The sequence below is a fragment of the Marivirga sericea genome (assembly GCF_900177665.1).
GTDB lineage: Bacteria > Bacteroidota > Bacteroidia > Cytophagales > Cyclobacteriaceae > Marivirga > Marivirga sericea.
In genome coordinates, this window is sequence record NZ_FXAW01000009.1 from 78,057 (window position 1) to 99,875 (window position 21,819).

Annotated in this window: 19 protein-coding genes; 5 read left to right on the top strand and 14 right to left on the bottom strand. The window is 34.9% G+C overall.

Annotation, left to right across the window (positions count from 1 at the left end):
* Nucleotides 1–31: 31 nt before the first annotated feature.
* Nucleotides 32–1,333, bottom strand: a complete 1,302-nt coding sequence (gene ahcY, locus B9Y84_RS18125) for an adenosylhomocysteinase (protein ID WP_085518815.1) — start codon at nucleotides 1,331–1,333, stop codon at nucleotides 32–34.
* Between the two features lie 104 nt (nucleotides 1,334–1,437).
* Entirely contained in the window at nucleotides 1,438–2,172 is a 735-nt protein-coding gene (locus B9Y84_RS18130) for a biotin--[acetyl-CoA-carboxylase] ligase (RefSeq protein WP_085518816.1), read from the bottom strand.
* A gap of 89 nt (nucleotides 2,173–2,261) precedes the next feature.
* Between B9Y84_RS18130 and rsfS the strand changes: the two genes are divergently transcribed.
* Together rsfS and ftsH are read left to right on the top strand one after the other, a co-directional pair.
* Complete coding sequence (gene rsfS / locus B9Y84_RS18135) at nucleotides 2,262–2,615, top strand: ribosome silencing factor (protein ID WP_085518817.1); 354 nt, start codon at nucleotides 2,262–2,264, stop codon at nucleotides 2,613–2,615.
* Nucleotides 2,616–2,682: 67 nt separating this feature from the next.
* On the top strand, nucleotides 2,683–4,770 hold the full coding sequence (gene ftsH / locus B9Y84_RS18140; RefSeq protein WP_085518818.1) for an ATP-dependent zinc metalloprotease FtsH: 2,088 nt from the start codon (nucleotides 2,683–2,685) through the stop codon (nucleotides 4,768–4,770).
* 46 nt (nucleotides 4,771–4,816) lie between these two features.
* Here ftsH and B9Y84_RS18145 read toward each other — a convergent pair whose 3' ends face one another.
* The 5 genes from B9Y84_RS18145 to B9Y84_RS18165 all read right to left on the bottom strand — a co-directional run bounded on the left by B9Y84_RS18145 (nucleotide 4,817) and on the right by B9Y84_RS18165 (nucleotide 9,834).
* Nucleotides 4,817–6,118: a hypothetical protein gene (locus B9Y84_RS18145; protein WP_085518819.1), complete on the bottom strand. Its 1,302-nt coding sequence runs from the start codon at nucleotides 6,116–6,118 to the stop codon at nucleotides 4,817–4,819.
* 79 nt (nucleotides 6,119–6,197) lie between these two features.
* Entirely contained in the window at nucleotides 6,198–6,638 is a 441-nt protein-coding gene (locus B9Y84_RS18150) for an SRPBCC family protein (RefSeq protein WP_085518820.1), read from the bottom strand.
* A gap of 36 nt (nucleotides 6,639–6,674) precedes the next feature.
* Complete coding sequence (locus tag B9Y84_RS18155; RefSeq protein WP_085518821.1) at nucleotides 6,675–7,178, bottom strand: SixA phosphatase family protein; 504 nt, start codon at nucleotides 7,176–7,178, stop codon at nucleotides 6,675–6,677.
* A 23-nt stretch (nucleotides 7,179–7,201) separates the two neighbouring features.
* A complete protein-coding gene (locus B9Y84_RS18160; protein WP_139828093.1) occupies nucleotides 7,202–9,037 on the bottom strand; it encodes an ATP-binding protein in 1,836 nt (611 codons plus the stop codon).
* Nucleotides 9,038–9,198: 161 nt separating this feature from the next.
* A complete protein-coding gene (locus tag B9Y84_RS18165) occupies nucleotides 9,199–9,834 on the bottom strand; it encodes a carboxypeptidase-like regulatory domain-containing protein (protein ID WP_085518823.1) in 636 nt (211 codons plus the stop codon).
* A 296-nt stretch (nucleotides 9,835–10,130) separates the two neighbouring features.
* Between B9Y84_RS18165 and B9Y84_RS18170 the strand changes: the two genes are divergently transcribed.
* The 3 genes from B9Y84_RS18170 (at nucleotide 10,131) to B9Y84_RS18180 (ending at nucleotide 13,236) form a co-directional block, all read left to right on the top strand.
* Nucleotides 10,131–10,514, top strand: coding sequence for an ArsR/SmtB family transcription factor (locus B9Y84_RS18170; protein ID WP_085518824.1), 384 nt, complete (start codon nucleotides 10,131–10,133; stop codon nucleotides 10,512–10,514).
* Nucleotides 10,502–11,206, top strand: a complete 705-nt coding sequence (locus tag B9Y84_RS18175) for a YjjG family noncanonical pyrimidine nucleotidase (protein ID WP_085518825.1) — start codon at nucleotides 10,502–10,504, stop codon at nucleotides 11,204–11,206. Before B9Y84_RS18170 ends, B9Y84_RS18175 begins: the two co-directional genes overlap by 13 nt.
* A 131-nt stretch (nucleotides 11,207–11,337) precedes the next feature.
* Nucleotides 11,338–13,236, top strand: a complete 1,899-nt coding sequence (locus B9Y84_RS18180; protein WP_085518826.1) for a DUF3857 domain-containing protein — start codon at nucleotides 11,338–11,340, stop codon at nucleotides 13,234–13,236.
* On the opposite strand, the gene B9Y84_RS18185 is transcribed toward B9Y84_RS18180, so the two are convergent.
* From B9Y84_RS18185 to B9Y84_RS18215, 7 genes are all read right to left on the bottom strand, one after another.
* Nucleotides 13,233–14,258 carry a hypothetical protein gene (locus B9Y84_RS18185; RefSeq protein ID WP_085518827.1) on the bottom strand — a complete coding sequence of 342 codons (1,026 nt, stop codon included), beginning with the start codon at nucleotides 14,256–14,258 and terminating at the stop codon, nucleotides 13,233–13,235. The two genes, B9Y84_RS18180 and B9Y84_RS18185, sit on opposite strands and share 4 nt — an antisense overlap.
* 33 nt (nucleotides 14,259–14,291) lie before the next feature.
* Nucleotides 14,292–15,128, bottom strand: coding sequence for a UDP-2,3-diacylglucosamine diphosphatase (locus tag B9Y84_RS18190; protein ID WP_245830886.1), 837 nt, complete (start codon nucleotides 15,126–15,128; stop codon nucleotides 14,292–14,294).
* A gap of 216 nt (nucleotides 15,129–15,344) precedes the next feature.
* A complete protein-coding gene (locus B9Y84_RS18195) occupies nucleotides 15,345–16,172 on the bottom strand; it encodes a DUF4249 family protein (RefSeq protein WP_245830884.1) in 828 nt (275 codons plus the stop codon).
* Nucleotides 16,173–16,207: 35 nt separating this feature from the next.
* Nucleotides 16,208–18,586, bottom strand: a complete 2,379-nt coding sequence (locus tag B9Y84_RS18200) for a TonB-dependent receptor (protein ID WP_085518830.1) — start codon at nucleotides 18,584–18,586, stop codon at nucleotides 16,208–16,210.
* Between the two features lie 183 nt (nucleotides 18,587–18,769).
* Nucleotides 18,770–19,021: an acyl carrier protein gene (locus tag B9Y84_RS18205; RefSeq protein WP_085518831.1), complete on the bottom strand. Its 252-nt coding sequence runs from the start codon at nucleotides 19,019–19,021 to the stop codon at nucleotides 18,770–18,772.
* A 44-nt stretch (nucleotides 19,022–19,065) separates the two neighbouring features.
* Nucleotides 19,066–20,415, bottom strand: coding sequence for a sensor histidine kinase (locus B9Y84_RS18210; RefSeq protein WP_085518832.1), 1,350 nt, complete (start codon nucleotides 20,413–20,415; stop codon nucleotides 19,066–19,068).
* Nucleotides 20,402–21,793, bottom strand: coding sequence for a sigma-54-dependent transcriptional regulator (locus B9Y84_RS18215; RefSeq protein ID WP_085518833.1), 1,392 nt, complete (start codon nucleotides 21,791–21,793; stop codon nucleotides 20,402–20,404). Before B9Y84_RS18215 ends, B9Y84_RS18210 begins: the two co-directional genes overlap by 14 nt.
* Nucleotides 21,794–21,819: the final 26 nt, after the last annotated feature.

Sequence of the window (21,819 nt, forward strand, 5' to 3'; positions counted from 1 at the left end):
TAAAACGAGATTGTTGGCTAAAAAATATTAATTAATATCTGTAATACTCTGGCTTGAATGGTCCTTCAACCTCCACTCCGATGTAATCCGCTTGATCTTTGCTTAATGAATCTAATTCTACGCCAATCTTAGCTAAGTGCAATGCTGCTACTTTCTCATCTAAATGCTTAGGCAACATATAAACTGCATTCTCATAATTATCTTTACGAGTCCATAATTCAATTTGAGCCAATGTTTGGTTGGTAAAGGAATTAGACATTACGAATGACGGGTGGCCAGTAGCACAACCTAAGTTTACCAATCTACCTTCAGCTAATAGAATGATTTGCTTTCCATTCTTCATGGTAATCAAATCTACTTGTGGCTTAATGTTATCCCACTCAGCATTTTTATGTAACCAGTCTACATCGATTTCATTATCAAAGTGACCGATGTTGCAAACTATTGCTTTATCTTTCATTGCTTCAAACAAATCTGAAGTAATAATATCTTTATTACCAGTAGCTGTTACAATGATATCTGCTTCTGGAACAGCTTTCTTCATTGGCTTCACTTCAAACCCATCCATGGCAGCCTGAAGCGCACAAATTGGATCAACTTCTGTCACAATAACTCTCACACCAGCACCTCGTAAAGAAGCGGCAGATCCTTTTCCAACATCACCATAACCACCTACAACAGCAACTTTTCCAGCCATCATAACATCAGTGGCTCTTCTGATAGCATCTACCAATGATTCTTTACAACCATATTTGTTATCAAATTTAGATTTAGTAACTGAATCGTTAACATTGATTGCAGGCATTGGTAAAGTACCCTTCTTCATTCTTTCATACAATCTATGAACACCCGTAGTGGTTTCTTCTGAAAGACCATTGATACCTTCTGCGAGCTCAGGATAGTTATCTAAAACCATGTTAGTTAAGTCACCACCATCGTCTAAAATCATATTCAATGGTTTCTTATCTTCTCCAAAGAACAAGGTTTGTTCAATACACCAGTTAAATTCTTCCTCTGTCATACCTTTCCAAGCATAAACAGAAATACCAGCAGCAGCTATAGCAGCAGCAGCTTGATCTTGAGTTGAAAAGATATTACATGAACTCCAAGTTACTTCAGCACCTAAGGCCACCAGTGTTTCAATCAAAACCGCAGTCTGGATAGTCATATGCAAACAACCAGCAATTCTAGCTCCCTTCAAAGGCTGCTCTTTACCGTATTCTTCTCTTAACGCCATCAAACCGGGCATTTCTGCTTCAGCTAGCGTAATTTCTTTTCTTCCCCAAGCGGCTAGGGAAATGTCTTTTACTTTGTAATTTTCTGTATCTGTCATTTTAACTTATTTTCTTCTCTTCAAATGCAATTAGCAACACAAAATTACCACATTAGTTTTAATAATTAAAGAGAGTATGTGTTTATTGAAGGAAAAGCGTATTATTATGATAGTAAACGGACTTCCTTGAATTGGTACTTTTTATAAATCCCCCCTTCATCTTCAATTTCTAGTACTCCATCCGGATAAACTTTTCGAATTATTCCATTGAATTTCCCAATTCCGTCTTCATAATAAGCAACTTTATCCTTCAAGTATAATTTTGATTCATACAATTCGTGAATAAACCGAAAATCCTGACTCCTCATAATCAAATAGTAGTGCTCCAGCCGTTGAACAATATCTAGGAGAATCTTTTCCAATTCAAATTCTTTATTAAATTGTTGTTGTAAAGAAGTGGCTGTAGGCAGTAAATTTTCAGTTTGATTTACATTCAATCCAATCCCTACAATGCTTTCAGAAATAGCATTTTGACTAATTGAATTCTCAATTAAAATACCCGCCACTTTCTTTTTATTGAGGATAAGATCATTGGGCCATTTTACGAAAACTCTAGACTCATCCTTGAAATTTTTTACCACATCTAATAGTGATAACGATACCATTCTATTAAGCTCAAATTGCTGAGTTGCCTTAAGAAAACGCGGTCTTAAGAAAATGGAAAAGGTTAAGTTCTGACCTGCTGGGGAATTCCACTCATTTCCTCTCTGACCTTTCCCCTTAGTTTGGTGTTTTGTGATGATGATTGCACCTTCGTGCAATTGGTTTTTGGCAGACATTTGTGCCATCACATCATTTGTAGAATGACAGCTTGGCAGAGAAACGAGCTGTTTCCCCATAAATAAGGTATTGGCAAAGATTTTATGCAATATTATTTCGTAGATTTACAGCAAAGAAACACCTAAGATTTGAAACCAAAAAATATTTAATGAATTCAGAAGCTTTAAGTAATATAGTAGTGCAGGGAATGCAGGAGAGAAAAGCTCAAGACATCACTATTCTAGATTTAACAGAAGTTAAAAACGCAGTGGCTGACTATTTTGTAATATGTTCAGCAACTTCCGACACCCAAGCAGATTCTATTTCTGAGTCCATTGAAAAATTCGTGTACAAAGAAGCGAATGAAAAGCCATGGATGACTGAAGGCAAAAACAATAGAGAATGGATTCTTATAGATTTTGCAAATGTTGTGGCTCATGTTTTCAAAAATGACAAAAGAGGACACTATAACCTTGAAAGTCTATGGGGCGATGCCAAAATCATAGAGGTAGAAAGTGTTTAAAAATTTATCATAAACATAATGCTGAATGCTAACGTTATGCTAGCAGCATTGTAATAGGAAAAAAGTAATGGCAGAAAAACCAAAAGATAACAAAAGAAAAAAAATAATACCGAAGCCGCCACAAAAGCCGAACTACCAGATATGGGTAATTATCATATTGATATCCGTTGTATTTGGTATATCTTTATTTAGTGGCAGTAGTGACGCTATAAAAATATCTGAAAAGAGATTTGAAAGAATGTATTTGAGCAATGACGTTAAAAAGGTCCTCTTGCTCAAAAATCAAGGTCTGGTCGAAGTGTATTTAAAAGAGGATGCACTCCAAAATTCCAAATATATACAGGAATTAGAAAACAGTAATCCGTGGAACTATCAACAAGGTCCGCATTACTCTTTTGAGATTCCGAGCCTCGACATATTTGATAAGAACTACACTGCACTCGAAAGTCAGGTTCCTGAAGCAGATAGAATTGGCTATGAAGTCGAAGAGAGAACACAATGGTCTGAAATGTTTTGGAGCTATGGTTTCCTTATATTCTTATTATTTGGTGTTTGGTTCTTAATGAGAAGAATGTCAGGACAAGGCGGCCCTGGAGGACAAATTTTCAATATCGGGAAATCAAAAGCAGCCTTATTTGATGCAGAAAATAAAGTTAAAATCACTTTCAAAGATGTGGCGGGGCTTGACGAGGCTAAAGAAGAAGTAGCCGAAATAGTTGAATTCTTAAAGAATCCATCAAAATTTACCACTTTGGGAGGTAAAATTCCTAAAGGTGCACTATTAGTGGGCCCTCCGGGAACAGGTAAAACTTTACTTGCTAAAGCAGTTGCAGGTGAAGCAGAAGTCCCATTTTTCTCACTATCAGGATCGGATTTCGTTGAGATGTTCGTAGGTGTTGGTGCAGCAAGAGTAAGAGACTTATTCAAGCAAGCTAAAGAGAAAGCTCCTTGTATAGTATTTATTGATGAGATCGATGCAATCGGTAGATCCAGAGGTGGTGGTAGAATGCCAGGCTCAAATGACGAAAGGGAAAATACATTAAACTCTTTATTAGTAGAGATGGATGGATTCTCAACTGATTCGGGTGTTATCATACTTGCAGCTACTAACAGACCGGATGTACTAGATTCTGCGCTAATGAGACCAGGAAGATTTGATAGACAGGTCAGCATAGATAAACCAGACATTATTGGAAGAGAAGCAATATTCAAAGTACACTTAGGTCCATTGAAAGTTCATGCTGACGTAGATGCTAAAAAGTTGGCTGCACAAACCCCAGGTTTTGCTGGTGCGGAAATAGCTAACGTATGTAATGAAGCAGCGCTAATTGCCGCAAGGAGAAATAAAAAGGCAGTAGAAATGGATGACTTCCAAGATGCTGTAGATAGAGTAATTGGAGGTCTTGAGAAGAAGAATAAAATAATATCTCCAGACGAGAAAAAAATTGTAGCTTATCACGAAGCTGGACACGCAGTTGCTGGTTGGTACCTAGAACATGCTGATCCTTTGGTTAAAGTAAGTATCGTTCCTAGAGGAATCGCTGCATTAGGTTATGCACAATATCTACCAAAAGAGCAGTTCTTACATCAGACAGAACAATTATTTGATGAAATGTGTATGGCGCTTGGTGGTCGTGCAGCCGAAGAGATCGTATTTGGTAAGATTTCTACTGGAGCTCTAAGCGATTTGGAAAGAATTACTAAAATGGCGTACAGCATGGTGAGTGTGTATGGTATGAACGAAAAGATTGGTAATGTGTCTTTCTATGATTCTAAAGATGGTGGCGATTACAAATTCACCAAACCTTATTCAGAAGACACTGCCAAAGTAATTGATGAAGAGGTAGGTAAATTAATAGCGAAAGCTTATGAAACCACTAAAAAACTCTTAACTGACAAACGCGATAAATTAGAAATTCTCGCGCAGCAGTTGTTGGAGAAAGAAATCATATTCCAATCTGATTTAGAGAAATTAATAGGTAAAAGACCTTTTGCACAGCAAACTACCTATGAAGCCTACACTAATGGTAAAAAACAGGAACAGTTAGACAAGGAAAAGAAGGAAGCAGAACAAAAATCTGTGACAGAAGAGACTGCAACCTCTGATGCTTCATCTTCTAATTCTTCCAGTAAAGATGACGATAAAGAGGAGTAACAATCTTCGGAAAAGCAAAATTAAAATAGCTCTGTAGTATACAGGGCTATTTTTTTGTTTCATAATATCTCAACTTATTTTTAAGTCTTAAACTAGTAGATAAAGAAATTGATTCTGATTCGATGATTTCTCCACTATCATTTGTGATCAGATAGAAAGGCATACTTCTAATCTTTTGATCTTTCCTAAAATTACTGCTTCTAAATGCCGTTGCTTGTTCAGGTATTAAATGAAATCCTTCCACTCTATTTTGAAAAATGAATGATTTAGCTTTTTCAGGGGATTCATATCCGTCAATACAGATATGTACAAAATTAAAAGAACCCTCAAACTCATCCTTTATTTTAGCTAGCAAGTTCAACTCTAAGCTCATTTGAGCATCCCAAAATGACCAAAAAATCAACACATTTTTCATCTCAGATGTATTGCGCGCAAAATATCCTTCCATTGCTGCATCAATATCTAGCCCAAATAAGAATTCAATCTTTGGTATATCGCCTAACTCTTTTACTACTTGCCTCTGTATAATAGCCTCAGCCAAACTTTCTTCTCTTTCATTTAAGTCATCTTCAAACAATTCATAGTGTGCTTTTAAGTCAGTTGAATTTAAACCTTCCTTAAAAAAATGATGAAACACCAACAGTTTCGATTCAGGGTAATTGAAGTCCTTCTCAATTTGTGACTTAACTTCACCTTTTTTTAGAGCCTTAAAAGAATTGGTATGAAAATACTGATAATATAATTTATACACCAATTCCCAATACTGAGAATATGCCGGCACCCAATGAATCCATTTTTGATCTAATTGATAGGTCATGCTCTCTACCGCATGATTAAACAAACGCTTAGCTGATCTACTGTCCCATACAATAGTATTGAAATTCTTCTCTGCTCTATAATTTTTGTCATTCTCTGCTAAATTAATTAAATCATCCAAGGCATCTTTGAATAACCTATCCAATTCATTTAGCTTAATCAAAGATGAATTATTTGACTCCAACTCACCTTTATACCAATCAGTCTTCGAAATCAATGCGAAATCTGAAGAGGTGTCACCAAGATTAGTTAAATCAATTTCAAGAATACTAGATGACTTTTCAAACCATAAATAATACTCTTCTGAATTGATATTAAAAGCATAAAAGTTGATATCTCTATCTTTCAATTCAAAGATCGTTTTCCTTGGATATTCGAATTTGGGGGCAAAAATTAAGCTATTGCGATATACAGGATCTTGTATACTAACATTGATGTCTTCCCCATGTACAATATGCACTGTGGTCGCAGAACAATTGAAGGCAAAAAGGATAGATAATAATAAACCAGAAAGAAGCTTGAAAATCATCATATTTATATTATTTACAGCAAAAATATAAATATTAGCCGATATTCGTTAAATAAGTTTCATTTTCTAATCTACCAATACGTTAAGATTTAAAAATCCTTTTATAAATAGGCTTTCGGTAGGCAAACTGAAGCCATAAAACTGGAAACAGAAAAAAATCCATTAAAATAAAGGGGGATTTGAATGTAATATCATCTATTATTAAAGACTGATCCTTATTATCCTTTTTAACTACATGGTGGTGCTTCCAATATTTTAAAAAGAAAGGGAGCTTTGTTCCTTCATCTACAAACTCAAAAACTGAATCAGACGTATTATCATAAGTGATTTCACTTATCCAGTCTTGCTTAAAAAAAATAAAATTCAGTTCTAAATGAACTATGTCTCCTTTGTTGCATCCTCCGAATTCTTTTAATTTAACTGGAGGAAAGGGAGGATTTAATGACAAAAACAATTTCTCATTAAACCCTTCTTTTACTGATATATAATCTTGTGTGACTTTAGTCGTAAGCTTTAATTGCATAAAAATGAAATAGAATTATTGAGTAAATGTTTGAAATTACTCCTTAAATTTTGTGCCATAGGTGTGGGTAATTACTTTCTTAGCATCCACCCTAATTTCAAAAATCTTATCGTATTCATTTTCTTTAATCTCTTCCTGCGGACGCTCAAGACCAAAAGCTTCTATCTGCTCTAATATTGTGTTGCTATGTCCAACTATTAATATTGTATCAGCTTTCATTTCCTTCAAATTCTCTGCAAACCCCTCAAAGTCCTTAGCTTTATAAACTGAAAGCTCTAGACCCTTTGCCTCTGCTACAGGTTTCACCGTTTCCCGTGTTCGCAAGAAGTCAGTTGAAAAGATCGTATCTATTTCAATGTCCTTAAACCAGCTTGTCAAGTCTACCGAGCGAATGACACCATCTGTAGATAAAGGCGGATTATTATTCGGTACCACATCTTTTTCTGCGTGCCTAACCATATAAATTACTTTATTCTCATTCTTATTTGAACAAGAAACTGCCAAACCGGCCATTAAAATAACTGCGATTAATATTCTCATGAGATTTACTATTTACTTATTTTTTAAATTTTAGGAAATGCGACAATAAATTTTGCGCCTTTTCCGAACTCGCTTTCGCACCACACGCTACCATTCATCTCTTCCACGTATTTCTTGACTATCGATAAACCTAATCCAGTGGAACTTTCATCTCCTGTAGGTTTTGCTGAAAGGGTCATGTATTTGGTAAATAATTTCATCTTATCCTTTTCTGAAATCCCTGGTCCCTGATCTTCTATGTAAACATGATGGTATTCATGATGACTTTCAGTACCTACGAAGACCTGACTTTTAAAGGGAGAAAATTTCAAAGCATTACTTAATAAGTTCTCAAACACCTGCTTCAGAAAAAATGAATCAACCATGACCGACTTTCCATTAGTGACTCTAGAAAAATCGATCGATATATTCTTAGACTGCGCTTTCTCCTCAAATTCACTAATCGTCTCCTTCAATGTATCAGCCATATCCACTGTGCTGAATTTATAATTTAAACTTTTTTTCTGAATGGATTCAAGGTCTAAGATTCGCTCAACTAGTTCCTTTAAATGAAGATTGGAACTCTCCAGCTTTTCAAAAATATCAATTTCTTCTTTATCCCATTTCTCACTTTTGAAGCCCAAAATCGTGATCAATCCATTCATTTGATTTATTGGACTTTTCAAATCATGAGCTACAATCCCTATCAGATCATCTTTCTGTTTATTGAGATGCGTCAACTCCTTATTCTTCTTTTGAAGGAGCAATCGTTGATGCGATAATTCATCCTTGCTCCTGTTCAGTTCTGCCAACAACTCCTGCAACTGATCTCCTTTTTCTGTCAATAGCAAATTGTCTCGTTCACGAATCTTATTCGACCTTACAAGAAGAATGACCAGTACAACAACAAACACCAAACTAATACTTACAGAAATAATAATGGTCCACTGAAGCTCTTTCTGTCGTTCTGAAGCCATTAAACTTTGACTCTGGATTTCCTTTTCCTTATTCAAGAATGCAATTTCATCTGCCCTATCACTAACATTATCACCAGCTAGTCCCCAAATTAGTTCTGAATAATCATTCCCTAGGTACCTCCTGATAATTTTATCTGCTTCAGCTCTATATAAATAACTTTCAAAGTAATTTTTGACTGATTCTTCCCAGCCTCTCTCCCTTTGATAAATAAACCTATACCCATCTCTTTTCACTTGGAATTTACTATGTCTTTTAACTGGATTTCCTTTTCCAATTTCAATTACATAAAAGGGTAAGCCTACATAACCTACCATCTCTCTGTTCCTACTCACTAGACGTATAATATCCTCATCATTAGGGACATCTACATAGTTCAAATGGAGATCATGGGATCTGCTTAACTCGTCTAAATCCGTTTTGTAGGTAGTGCTGGAAATAGTAGCAGCTTCATATCCGTCAATATGATTTTTGAGGGAGGTGCCATTATCCAAAAAAGGCACTGAAAGATGCGTGATGAACACACTTACATCCGGCATGTAAGAATAGGAGAAACCTACTAGCTTAGATCGCTCATCGGTTTTAGAAATTACAGAGACTCCAAAAGCTGGGATTTTAGATTTTTTAACATATTCGAATACAGAATCGAAAGTGGGTACTTGTTCCCATTCAACGAACAATTTTATTGAATATTTTTTTTCAACAAAACGAAGATAGGAATCCATCATTTCCTTTTCAATACCCAACAAATTCCCAATTTCATCTTGATAAATGAAAGGCTCTATAGGATAATAATAGACCTTTAATTTTCCTGATCCCTCTTCTAATACCTCTTGAAAAGATTGAGCATGAAGAGACCAAGCTCCCATACAGTAAAAGAGTGATATAATGATGAGTTTTTTCAAGCTATTAAAGCATTTCAGAACTTAAAATAAGCAGAAAGCTACCATTTAAAAAAATAAATGACCTACTATGGACGATATTTCAATTGATTACTTTAGCAAGAAACAAAATATTAGTTGAAATTACTTGATGAATTCAGCGGAAAAGGTACAGGAATGAAAATCTAATTGTTATTCGTAAAATCTCCTCTTTTTATGGCTCTAAAAATTTCAACCCATGACATTGGACTCAACAACGGATTGATACGAACTGAATTTTTGGTTTGGTCATAAAAGGCCTGTTGCTGAACAAACCATCTGTGATTCATAGAACCATCCGCAGGAAGGGTTCGATACATCTCTTGAAGCGTAGCAGGATCTAAATTTCGATTAACATTATCAAAATCTGATGGAAGCCTAACCGCAAGAACCGCCTGCTTAAAAGCTTCAACAGTTGGTGGCATATTATAAACTTGCACCTCATTAAGCATCTCCTGATCTGACTCAAGCTTAAAAATCACTTTCAAGGTATTTGTTTTAATCTTTGGTACTACGTAAGTCGCTTTTTTGAAACCGACCGCACTTATTACCAAACTGTCCCCTTCTAATGCTGGCATAGAGAAAAAACCATACTGGTTAGTTGATGTTCCTCTCCCAAAAACGGGAGTATAAATATGCACGCCTGGAATGCTTGCACTATCTTCATCTAACACAACTCCTGTGAATTGAATAACTTTATCATTCTCAGCTTCATCCTGCGACATGCCCATGAATGGCATCAATAATAAAATTAAGGGGATTATCGTGTGTCTGATTTTCATTAAATACAAATATAATATATAAAAGCCAATTCTAGAAAATTAATAGTAAGTCCCGTATGCTTATCGCATAAAACTTGTTACTTTAAACAAACCATAATTACAACGTAGCAGTTAAACTTTAGTTATTTCTTATTTAAAGTTAATAACTTTAAGCATAGATCTATTTAAACCGACATAAATTATTGACTTTTTAAGAGCTTCTAGAAAAGATGCTTCTTAAAAGACATCTATTTTGATTCTGAGAAGAGATATCTCTGCTCAAATATTAAATTTACAAAGATTATTAGCATAGTAATATGAGGCTGAAGAACTTTACCTTAAATTTTAGTGTACAATTCTACAAGTGTCTTTCAGATGATTCTCGTTTACGGATCCTGTTTTTAGTTCATCAGAATCAGGAAATGTGTATTTCTGATCTCGAGCTTATTCTAGATTTCACGCAGGCGAAAACATCAAGACATTTATCTTATTTAAAAAATAACGGGGTATTAAACTCAAAAAAAGTAGATCAGTGGGTGTTCTATTATGTTAAAGAAGAGGTAAAAGATTTACTAGGACAGACGTACAAGTTCGTTGAAAAAGATCAACAATTACAAAAAGATTTAGAAACATTTAAGGTGATGTATTCAAATAGAACCCTCGCCTTGAACATATTACACAGCAAAAAATGGGTAAAATAAATACTTACAAACACATATTCTTTGATTTAGATCATACGCTATGGGATTATGAGAAAAATTCTAATGAAGCGCTGGGAGAATTATTTCTAAAGTATCAACTGACAAAGTTGGGAGTCGATAATTTAATAGAATTCAATCATTGTTTTGATCGTGTGAATAGATCGCTATGGAATGATTATAATAAAAATAAAATATCCAGAGATGGAATCAGAGAACAACGTTTTCTAAGAATTTTAAGTGAATTTGCGATAGACGATAATGACTTGAGTAATAAATTGTCCACAGAATATTTAATGCTTTGTCCGACTAAACCTCATCTCATGCCCTATACAATTGAAGTCCTAGACTACTTAAAGGAGGGATATAAACTGCACATTTTAACAAACGGCTTTAAAGATGTGCAGAAAATAAAACTAGAAAATTCTAGCTTGCACCCGTATTTTTCGACAGTAGTTACTTCCGACACTGCAGGTTACAAAAAACCTATGAGCTCCATTTTTAAATATGCTATTGACAAGGCAGATGCAAGAAAAAGTGAATGTATCATGATAGGAGACAATCTGCAAACTGATATTATGGGTGCTCGAAATTTCGGCATGGATACTATTTATTTTAATCCGAAAAAGGAGAAGCACAAGGCAAACACTACGCATGAAATTGATTGCCTAAGCCAATTAAAAAATATTTTCTAGCGCTATATTAGTATCGCCAACAGAATCTAAGCTTTATCGTAACATAGGATTAGATAATTACATTTGGAATAATAATTGCTAGATTGATTTCAATTAAGCTATTTAGAATCTATCAACAAACTTAAATCAAAATGCAGAAGATATTTTTAAGTACTTTATTATCAATTATATTTTCAGTTCAAATCTCAGCACAAGAAAGCACTACATCTCAAAAATCTGCATTTGGAGAGGGTGCTGAAGCTATTATCCTTCTAGATAGTGGTCATAGTGTTTACAATGAGAATTTTGAATTAATATTCACACATACTACAAAAATCGAAATTCTTACTGAAGAGGGCTTAAGCTGGGCTAAAGCAATGATTCCTTACAGTGAAAATGATTCTCTGCTCTTTATCACAGGCCATACTTATAACCTCATTAATAATAAACTTCAAATTGATAGTTTGAATAAGACCACCATAAAAAAGGAGAACACCAATGGCATAATTGAAAATTATTTTAGCTTGCCTAATGCCAAGGTAGGAAGCATTGTTGAGTATACTTATCAAATTAAAATATCCGATTGGAAACAATTAAATAGTTGGTATTTTCAGAATGATATACCGGTGGCAAAATCAACTTATACTACTGAGGTTCCTAACTATATGTTGTTTTACAAATACTTGGAAGGTTCTTTGAACTTGGACGATTTTAACAGAAAAACTGTCAAAAAAATGATTGACGGAAAACAAACTGATGTCCTCATTGAAGATTTTAAGATGGATAGCATTCCTGCTTACGTTCAAGAAGCTGATATTCCTGGGTCCGACTATTTCATTTCCAAGTTGAAATTTAAGCTTGCTGAATATACCTTACCCAAAAAATCAACTGTATTTTTATTACCACAAAATTATGAGGAATTAGCTTATAATTGGGCTGGGGCTCCATTTTTCAGAGAAGTATATACTAGAGATAGCTATTTGCAAACTGAAATCGATAAAATATACCATCCCGAGCTGTTCAAAACGGATGTAATGAAGGGTTTTTATTTCTTTATCAGAAATAATTTCTCAGTTGACTTATCCTACAATGACAAAAGCCTTGAACAAGCGTATAAAGCAAGAAAAGGGACACCACAGCAAATCAATATGTTATTGACCAAAATGTTAAACCAATCTGGTTTTGATGCCTATTTAATTGCCTTAAGCTCTCTAGAAAATAGGCCTACCTATCCGGAAAACCCGTATTTTGAACTCTTCGATGTTTATATTTCCATGGTGAGGTACAATGGTAAAAATTATTTCCTAGATGCCTCTAACAAAAACTTATTATTCAATATGCTTCCGCCTAACTTCATAAACAATGGCGGTTTAGTCATTTCGCAAGAGGCCCCTGGATTTGTGCCATTAGAATTTAATTTTCAAGATAAAGAAATGGTTGCCGCTGAATTCAAAATATCAGATACCGCTACAATCAAAGGTTCCTACGAAGTAAAAAGAGAAGGATACGCTGTCTATAGTTTTGACTCGCGCTTTTTAAGTAATAATCGTACTTACAACGACTATTTGATTGAAACTATATTTGAAAATATGGACTGGCAAATCAATAAGCATGATGTTAATGAAGAATTTGATGAAAATAAAATTCTTAAAGAGTATCTTTCCTTTGTTAGACCTGCTGATTCTGTAGCTAAAAACTATATGAAGATTAACCCTATTGTATTTAACGAATTTTCTCAGAATCAATTACAGGCAGAAGAAAGACAAAACCCACTTACGCTGTACACTCCCTTAGTCCGAAAAGCAAGTTATACATATGAAATACCAGACGGATGGACTGTCTTGGAACACCCATCCAACAAAAGTATTGCATTACAAGATGGGAAAGGAAAGTTTATGTATCAATACAAGAAAACAGGTGACGTCATGAAAATTGAATATTCCATCGATTATGACCAAGTCATTTATATGCCTGATGAGTATCTCATGATTAAGACTTTCTTACAGGAAATGACTGATGCTCTCAATCAGAAAATCATTTTGATTCGTTAATTATGCTCTATCAAATATAACAAGCTCTCGGCTACTACATCGCCCATCGTTTTACAATTATTAAAAGCATTGTGCTTGTAGTGCTCTGCGAGTTCTAATTTCAAATTAGAGATGTTTTCTGGAGTTGAAATCACATCTTTTCGCATGGCCTTCATCAACTCTTTAAGATTATGATCAGAGGCTTTCATTCTGTTTACAATTAATGAACGCTCCTCTTTTTGGTATTGCTTAACAGTAGCGGGAGTCATTAATTCCAAACCTAATTCAATAATCGGATTATTTTGCTTGAAATATTGAGGCATATAAACGGCTTTTCTACCCTCGTAGGACTGCTGATCAAAATCAATGGATTTAATTCTATAATGAATTTCTTCAAAATCAGGGGTTATATCAATTACAAAATTACTGGAGTGCATATCACCTAAAAGTCGCACAAAACATCTTTCTGTAAACTTAACGAATTCTTTTGCCAGTCTGATTTTATTCAGTTTATCATCATTCATATAATTTCGGATGAACTGATCGCCTGGTATTCCAGGAATATGCTCCTCTATAAGCGTATCACCATTTACGATATAACTCATCCTGTTGGGAGACAGCAAATGCTCCAATTCCAAGCCGTAAATTCGAGATGCATCTGCTTTTTTAATATAAAAATAGTCAAAATTATCATTAATCTGGTTCACGATACGTACTCGGAAAGGATAAGTGTTCCCATAAGTGCAAGCGTCTACTCTGTCTACATAAAGATGCTCCATTACAGACAGATCTCCATCGGCTTTAAGAATAGCATAGATATTTTTAAGCCCATAGTAGATATGCTTCATATCGTCTTGAGGGAAGAATAGAGTTTCCCAGAGTGTATCATTATCTTCGCTGTCATAAAGCGGAATTGCATTATTTGCCCGCGTTAAATCATTGTAAGTGATAGGTATATCAAGCTGCCTCCCATGATTTTTTAGGTACTTGATTAGATTATTACTGACAGGAAATATCTTCTTCTTCTTACTGATTAAAGCCATATTCGAATATAAAGCCTTTTCAGCAAAATATTATTATGCAGTCTTTTTTCGCATGTTTATTTCTTCAGTTTCTACGGGGGATACGTATTCTAACTTAAGTTCTTCCAGTTTTTTATGATTAGACTTATATCCGGAAGTATCAGCATAATACACTAATGACCAATTACCATTCTCATCTTCTCCTAAAGCACTCATACTTTCAACCCAATCGCCTGAATTCATGTAGATAAGCCCTTCGATTTCTTTTAAAGCAGGTTGGTGGATATGCCCGCAAATAATCCCATCGCAATTCTTAATTTTAGCAATTTCAACTAATTGCTTCTCAAAATCATCTATGTAAGAAACCGCAGACTTCACTTTCGACTTCACTACCTGGCTAAGCGAATAATATGGCAGCCCTTTACTTCTTCTGTACTTATTATATTTAGAATTAACCCACAAAAGGAAAGTATAGCCCACATCTCCTAATTTTGCGACCCATTTCAAATTGGTTGTAATAGAATCAAAAATATCACCATGAACGACATAGAATTTCCTTCCATTGCTTTCAATCATCAAGTCTCGTGTTATTGTAAGATTACCTACTTTGAATGGCAGCACTTGGTCTAGAAAATCATCATGATTACCTCTTAGGTAGATGACTTCTGTTTTATGCTCCTCAATCATTTTCAAAATTCTGTTAAAAAAACGAGTATGCTTTCTTTTCCAAATACCGTATTTTTTGAGTTGCCATCCGTCAATTATGTCTCCATTCAATATTAATCTGTCGCAACTACACTGTTTAAGAAATTTTACCAATTCTTTCGCTTTGGAGCCCTTAGTGCCAAGGTGGACATCGGATATTACTAAAGTTTTATAATGTGTTATCATGACCTTTATTGGTTTCTTAAAGGTCATCAATACATATTAATTGGTGTTTAAGCAGTTGTTAAACAATTGAAAAGGATTTCAGGAAATTTCCAACTTTAGTAACATTGGTATAAAAAGCCGTCAACTTTTGAGTAATATTCAAACTAAAGATACTGGGTTATATTGAGCTTTACGGAATATTAAAAACGAAGGCTTAGTATTACGGTCAAGACTAACCTATTCCCGCTTTTTGATCACAATGCTTTTATTCTGAACAGAACTAAACTGAATAAACCCTAATGGCTCATTCTGAGGGTCTGTTAAATTCTTGATATTAGTGGTTGGATTCACAGGAGGTGGGCTGAAAACACCACCATCATTAAATAATAGGTTTATAAATTCAACATAATATTGATAAACATCCTCATTTAAGGTGTATAGGTTCAAGCTAATAGAGTCTTCCTCTTCAAATGAGCCTGGCACAGGTAAGGCTAGAAATTCTTTCCCAAAAAACTCAGAAGTTAAAACAGAATTTGAAAATGCGCCTCGTGAATTTTGAAGGGTATCATTAACTGTTACATCCAACTTAAAATATTCGACCCCTTCATTATTTAAACTACCATTTACGAACAAGAAATAGCCCTCTCCAAAAGATGGTTGGCCAATACTTTCCAGTTCTTTATCCGATAAATAATACAAAGAGTCTAGGGTAGCATTTTTCAGTATTGTGCCTTTCGCTTCTAGCCGCTCTCCTTTTGCAACGATCTGAAGGGTATATTCCTGACCTACTGATAAGGCTATGGGACTATTGGTAGTGTACGCACTGTCTTCACTATTATAATTAAATTGTGTAATCTGATTACTGTTGTCGTCAAGTAAAATGACTTCTGCCTCCTCAAAAGGAGAAAGGCCACTGGTGTCATAATAATTTAATGATTCTGAAATCTTTATACTTTGAAATGAACTTTCACTCACTAAACGTCCTTCAATGACCAGCTTTTTCTCAGATTGAGTTAAATCAATATCAATTATTTCTTGGCACCCCCAGCTGACAAGTACTGCCATTATTAAACTCAATATTTTATACTTATTTGCTCTCATCATTTAAAAGAAAAGTTGTAGGTAACAGAAGGAATGATACCGAACAAAGCTGTTTTGACAGCTGCAGGTCTAGTGCTAGTTATAGGGCCGTCCTCAGCTTCATTAAAAGTTGGGTCATTATTATTGACTTGTCTAAACTCTATTGAGAAAGGATTTTTTCGATTATAAACATTATAAAATGATACCGTAATCTCATGATTATAACGCTTCCATCTACTATTTAATTCATAGGTTAAGCCTAAATCCATTCTATGAAAATCTGGCATTCTGCTATCGTTTCGTTTACTATCATCATAATAAGGAATATTTTGACCACTAATCACGTATCTACCTTCCGGAAAAGTAACTGCTGCTCCACTGGCATATACCCAGTTACCAGAAAGTGATAATCGCTCAGAAAACTTATGCGATAGTACCAAAGCAATGTCATGCGGTTTATCATAGCGTGCCAAATAGGGCTCACCACTAGCAACACCTTCAATTTGCCTTTGTGTTCTTGATAGCGTATAACTCAGCCAGCCACTGGTTTTTCCAATGTTCTTTCTTAGCATAAATTCTGCACCATAAGACCAAGCGATTCCATCCGCTACTGCTGTTTCAATCCTATCATTTAAAAGAACATCCTCTCCAGGTAGAAAATCCACTACATTCTGAAGCCATTTATAATACCCTTCTACTGAAATCTCCCAAGCATTATCTTTCAGGTTTCTAAAATACCCTAAAGCCACTTGATCTCCAATAACAGGTTTTATATGATAATCAGCGGGAATCCAGCGGTCGGTGGGGAAACCAGCCGTAGCATTTGTGGCGACCTGTAAGTATTGACGCATTCTGTTATAAGATGCTTTTAAACTAGTTTTAGAATTAACCATATATCGTATACCTAATCTAGGTTCGAAGCCACCATAATGCTTTACTAGTTCACCACTTCCGTAAGCATCAGTTCTAATTTCATTTTCAGGACTCTTTCTTTCTCCTTCAGCATAGATAGAGACCGAATCAGCCCCGATTTTCGCAAAGGATGAATAACGAATCCCATATTCCATACTTAATTTATCCGTGATAGTATGTTGGTTGCTTAAGTATACTGCCGTTTCCACCGCAAAGTCATTTTGCAACTCGAAGCTTTGAATATTGGAATCTTGACCAGTAATTTCAGCAGGTGCAAAAACATGGTAAATAGCATTGGCTCCGAAAAAAAGCGTATTGTTGTTATTTAAGAAATAATCAAAATCAAGCTTCAAATTATACTCTTGCAGCCCTGAATTCCAATTAAAGCCTGTTCCAGCTGAGTTGACATCAAAGCCGTAATCAAAATTACTGTACAATAATGTAGTATTTAAAAATAATTTTTCGTTAAAAAGGTGGTTCCAGCGAGTGGCAAATGTGGAGTTCCCCCAATCGAATCCGAACAAATCTTGAAAACCTAGATTGTCGCGACCAAAATAGCCTGAAACAAAAATTTTATCTTTATCACTAAATCTATAATTGAATTTAGTATTGAAATCGTAGAAGTAAAGCGTATTATTTCTAATATTTTCATCCTGAGCAAAGCCCAAAAACACATCTGCGTAGGTCCTTCTTCCTGATAATAACAAAGAAGATTTATCCTTCACAATGGGGATTTCCGCAGTTAAGCGACTACTGATACTTCCTATTCCTCCTGATGCTTCAAACTTTTGATTATTACCTTCTCTCATTTGAATATCCAAAATCGAAGAAATACGTCCACCGTATTTAGCAGGGATTCCACCTTTATAAATTTCTACATTCTTAACTGCATCAGGATTAAACACAGAAAAGAAACCGAGCAAATGACTAGCATTGTAAACAGTGGCTTCATCCAAAAGAATTAAATTCTGATCAGAACTACCTCCTCTCACGAACATGCCAGAAGTACCTTCGCCTGCTGTAGAAACACCTGGCAGTAATTGTAAACTTTTTACAACGTCCACTTCCCCAAAAAGTGCCGGCATGGATTTAATTCTTTCAATTTGAAGCTTTTCTGTGCTCATCTTAACAGAGCTCACATTTTCATCACTCCTTCTTGCTGAAACAACTACCTCCTCTAAGCTGGATGTTTCTTCTTTTAAACTGAAGTTTATAGCAACATCTTTTGTAAGATTAACTTCTATCACTTTGGTGGCGTATCCAACATAACTGGCCATAAGTGTATATTCTCCTTTTGGTAATTCAAAAGAGTAGTAGCCATAAATATTGGTAGCCATTCCGTTGGCACGATCGTTTTTATCGACAACGGTTGCCCCAATCAAAACTTCACCTGAGCTTTCGTCTTTTACGTAACCACTAATGGTATATTGTTGTGCAAATAAGGGAGCAGCTGTAAAAAATAGAAAAATTAATAGTTTAAATTTCATAAGGTTTGACAGTGGGATAACATAGCATCGAAAGGAAAACGAAGCTTGCCTACTTTTGTTAAAAAATTCAGGAAAACATTAAAATTGTTTTTGATGAATGGAGTATCTAGAGGACAAATAAAAACCGATGGAAATAAGAAACTTGCCATCGGTATCAATTCAAAAAGTAATCATTCAAAAAATTTATTCAGCTCCCTGAATTTTTTCGTCAATATACTTAACAGCTTGATTGATAGTTGATAATTTTTCAGCATCCATATCTGGAATTCTAATATTGAAGTTCTGTTCGAATTCCATTACTAATTCTGCGTAGTCAAGGGAATCTATGCCTAAGTCCTTAATGAAGCTTGCATCCGCCGTTACCTCTGAACTGGCAATTCCTAATTTCTCGACTAATATAGTAGTAATAGTTTTTTGAATTTCTTCTTTTGGCATTTTGACTATTTTTTCCACAAATATAACTTTTTAAAGGGTAATCACTAAAATTTTAATACAAACTCCGTACCAACTCCTAACGTTGATTGAACTGAAATATTTCCTTGATGTTTTCTCACTATCTCTTTAGATAAACTTAGGCCTATTCCTGAACCATTTTTCTTGGTTGTAAAAAAGGGAATAAAAATTTTAGTTAAAGCTTCTGGTTCAATTCCTGTACCATCATCTTTCACACTGATAACGACTCTCTTTTTAGCATCAAGGTTGGAACTAATCCATATATTTTTTTCTCCTTGCTCGGGATCAAAAGACTCTGATGCATTTTTAATTAAATTTATAATAACCTGTTCAATTAACTCTCTGTCAATCAAAATCTCCTTCACTCTTTCATCTAATGATTTATGAACTTTAATAGACTTCGCCTTCAGATCTTTTCTCATTAGCAAGCATATGCCTTCTAAAAGCACATTAACATTTTCACTCTGGAGTTTAGGAGTCGGTGTATGCGTTAAATTTCTGAACTCATTTAAAAATCTGATAAGACCTTCACTTCTACTTTCTATGGTTTTTAATGAATACATCAAATCTTCCATATCATCTTTTTGAATAGGAACTTCCTCCGCTCCATTCACTTTATAATCGCTTAGCATTTCACGAGTTGTACCGGTCAACGATGAGATGGGAGTAACGGAATTCATGATTTCATGCGTTAAGACTCTTATAAGATTTCTCCATGCCTCCATCTCCTTTTCATCTAACTCTGTTTGAATATTCTGCAGAGACACCAGCTTAAACTGTTTGTCATGCAATTGCAATTCAATGGCATATACAGACAGCTGTCTACTTTCTTCGCCTATTGTGACTTGTATTAATTTGCTTCCTCCGGTTTTAAGTTCTTTAAAAGTGTCTACTAATTCCTCGCTCACTTTAGCCAGTTGTTGAATATTATTGACTTGATATGAGGTGTTTAATAATTTTTTTGCAGCAAAATTATACAGTTGAATATCACCTGACTTATTAAATGTTATGATACCGATTCCAACATGCTGAACTATATTTCTGAAGTATTGATACTCTGCTTCCTTTTCTTTTTGCCTTCCTTTAATAGCATCTATTATCGCTAAATACTGTTTTTTTAAATCCTCATTTTTCTCTACAGGTTCGAAGTCCATTTCATCATTTTTCAGCTGTTCTAAAAAACGATTTATTGATATTTCATTCGCTGCCTGCTCCTTGAAAAAAGCCCTCGCTTGAAATACTATCAAGACCAAAAAAACTATGCCTAAAAATGTAGACTCATTGTAGACTGTTACGATTGCCCACACAAAAATTGTTAAGGACAATAGAATCAGTCGAATTAAAAACTTTTTTAAGAGTGGGTTATTGAAGGTCATATTTACTTAATCTTCTATATAAAGAGGCTCTAGTCAGACCCAATTCCTCGGCTGCTTTCGAAATATTACCTCCATGTATTTGTATTGCCTTTTGAATCGTTTGTCGTTCTACATCTTCAAGATTAAAACTATCATCCATTGCTGTTATTTGCGGTGAATTCGAACCACCGCCCCTTGATAAGAAGAAAAAATCATCTACTTCTAAAACAGATTGATCAGCCATTATCAATGAACGTTCTATAGCATGTTGCAATTCTCTAATATTTCCAGGCCAATGATACTTTTGAAGAAGCCTCAATGCATTTTGGCTTATTTTCATATCACCTTTCTTGTACTTTTTAGCATAGGTATCTAGAAAATGATCGGCTAAAAGCGGAATATCTTCAATCCGCTCTCTTAAAGCAGGTAGATGAATTTCAACTGTATTAATTCTATATAATAAATCTTGCCTGAAATCGCCTTCATTCACTCTAGCGTTGATGTCCTCATTAGTTGCACAGATTAATCGTGTATCGAATGGAATAGCCTCATTACTTCCTAAACGTGTAACCGTTCTACTCTGTAGCACATTCAATAATTTTGCCTGAAGAGGTGCACTTAAATTTCCAATTTCATCCAAAAATATGGTTCCTTTGTCAGCAATTTCAAATCTCCCTGCCCTATCAATTTTGGCATCGGTAAAGGCTCCTTTTTTGTGACCAAATAGTTCACTTTCAAACAAAGAATCAGTTAAAGCCCCCATGTCAACACTAACGAATGAATGGTCCTTCCTCATAGATTTTTTATGCAAAGCCCTTGCTATTAATTCCTTTCCAGTACCATTTTCTCCTAAAATCAACACATTAGCATCCGTTGCGGCTACTTTGTCGATTATGGTGAAGACATTTTGTAAAGCTCGACTTTCGCCTATAATAGACTTGAATGGGGCATCAATCGATTCTTCCAACTGCTGTTTTTCCTGTTCCAAACGGCTAACCTGATTATAGGAATTTTTGAGCTGTGCTGCTGCATGAATAGTGGCTACTAATTTCTCATTCTGCCACGGTTTCAATACAAAGTCTGTAGCCCCTTGCTTGAGTGCATTGACAGCGGTTTCAACATCACCAAAAGCAGTGATTAAAATCACTACTGCTTTGGGATCCCGCTCCTTAATTTGTTGCAACCAATACATTCCCTCCTTTCCGCTGGTGGTATCCTGACTGAAATTCATATCCAATAGAATTACATCATAGGTAGCCTGATTTAACAGAAACGGAATTTTTCTAGGGTCTTTCTCAATAATGACCTCTTTTACATGTTTTTTAAGTAGCATTTTCGCTGCAAACAAAACATCTTCATCATCATCTATAATTAATACTTTATTTATTTCTTTTTCCATTTTAATTAAATTCTATGGTGAATAAG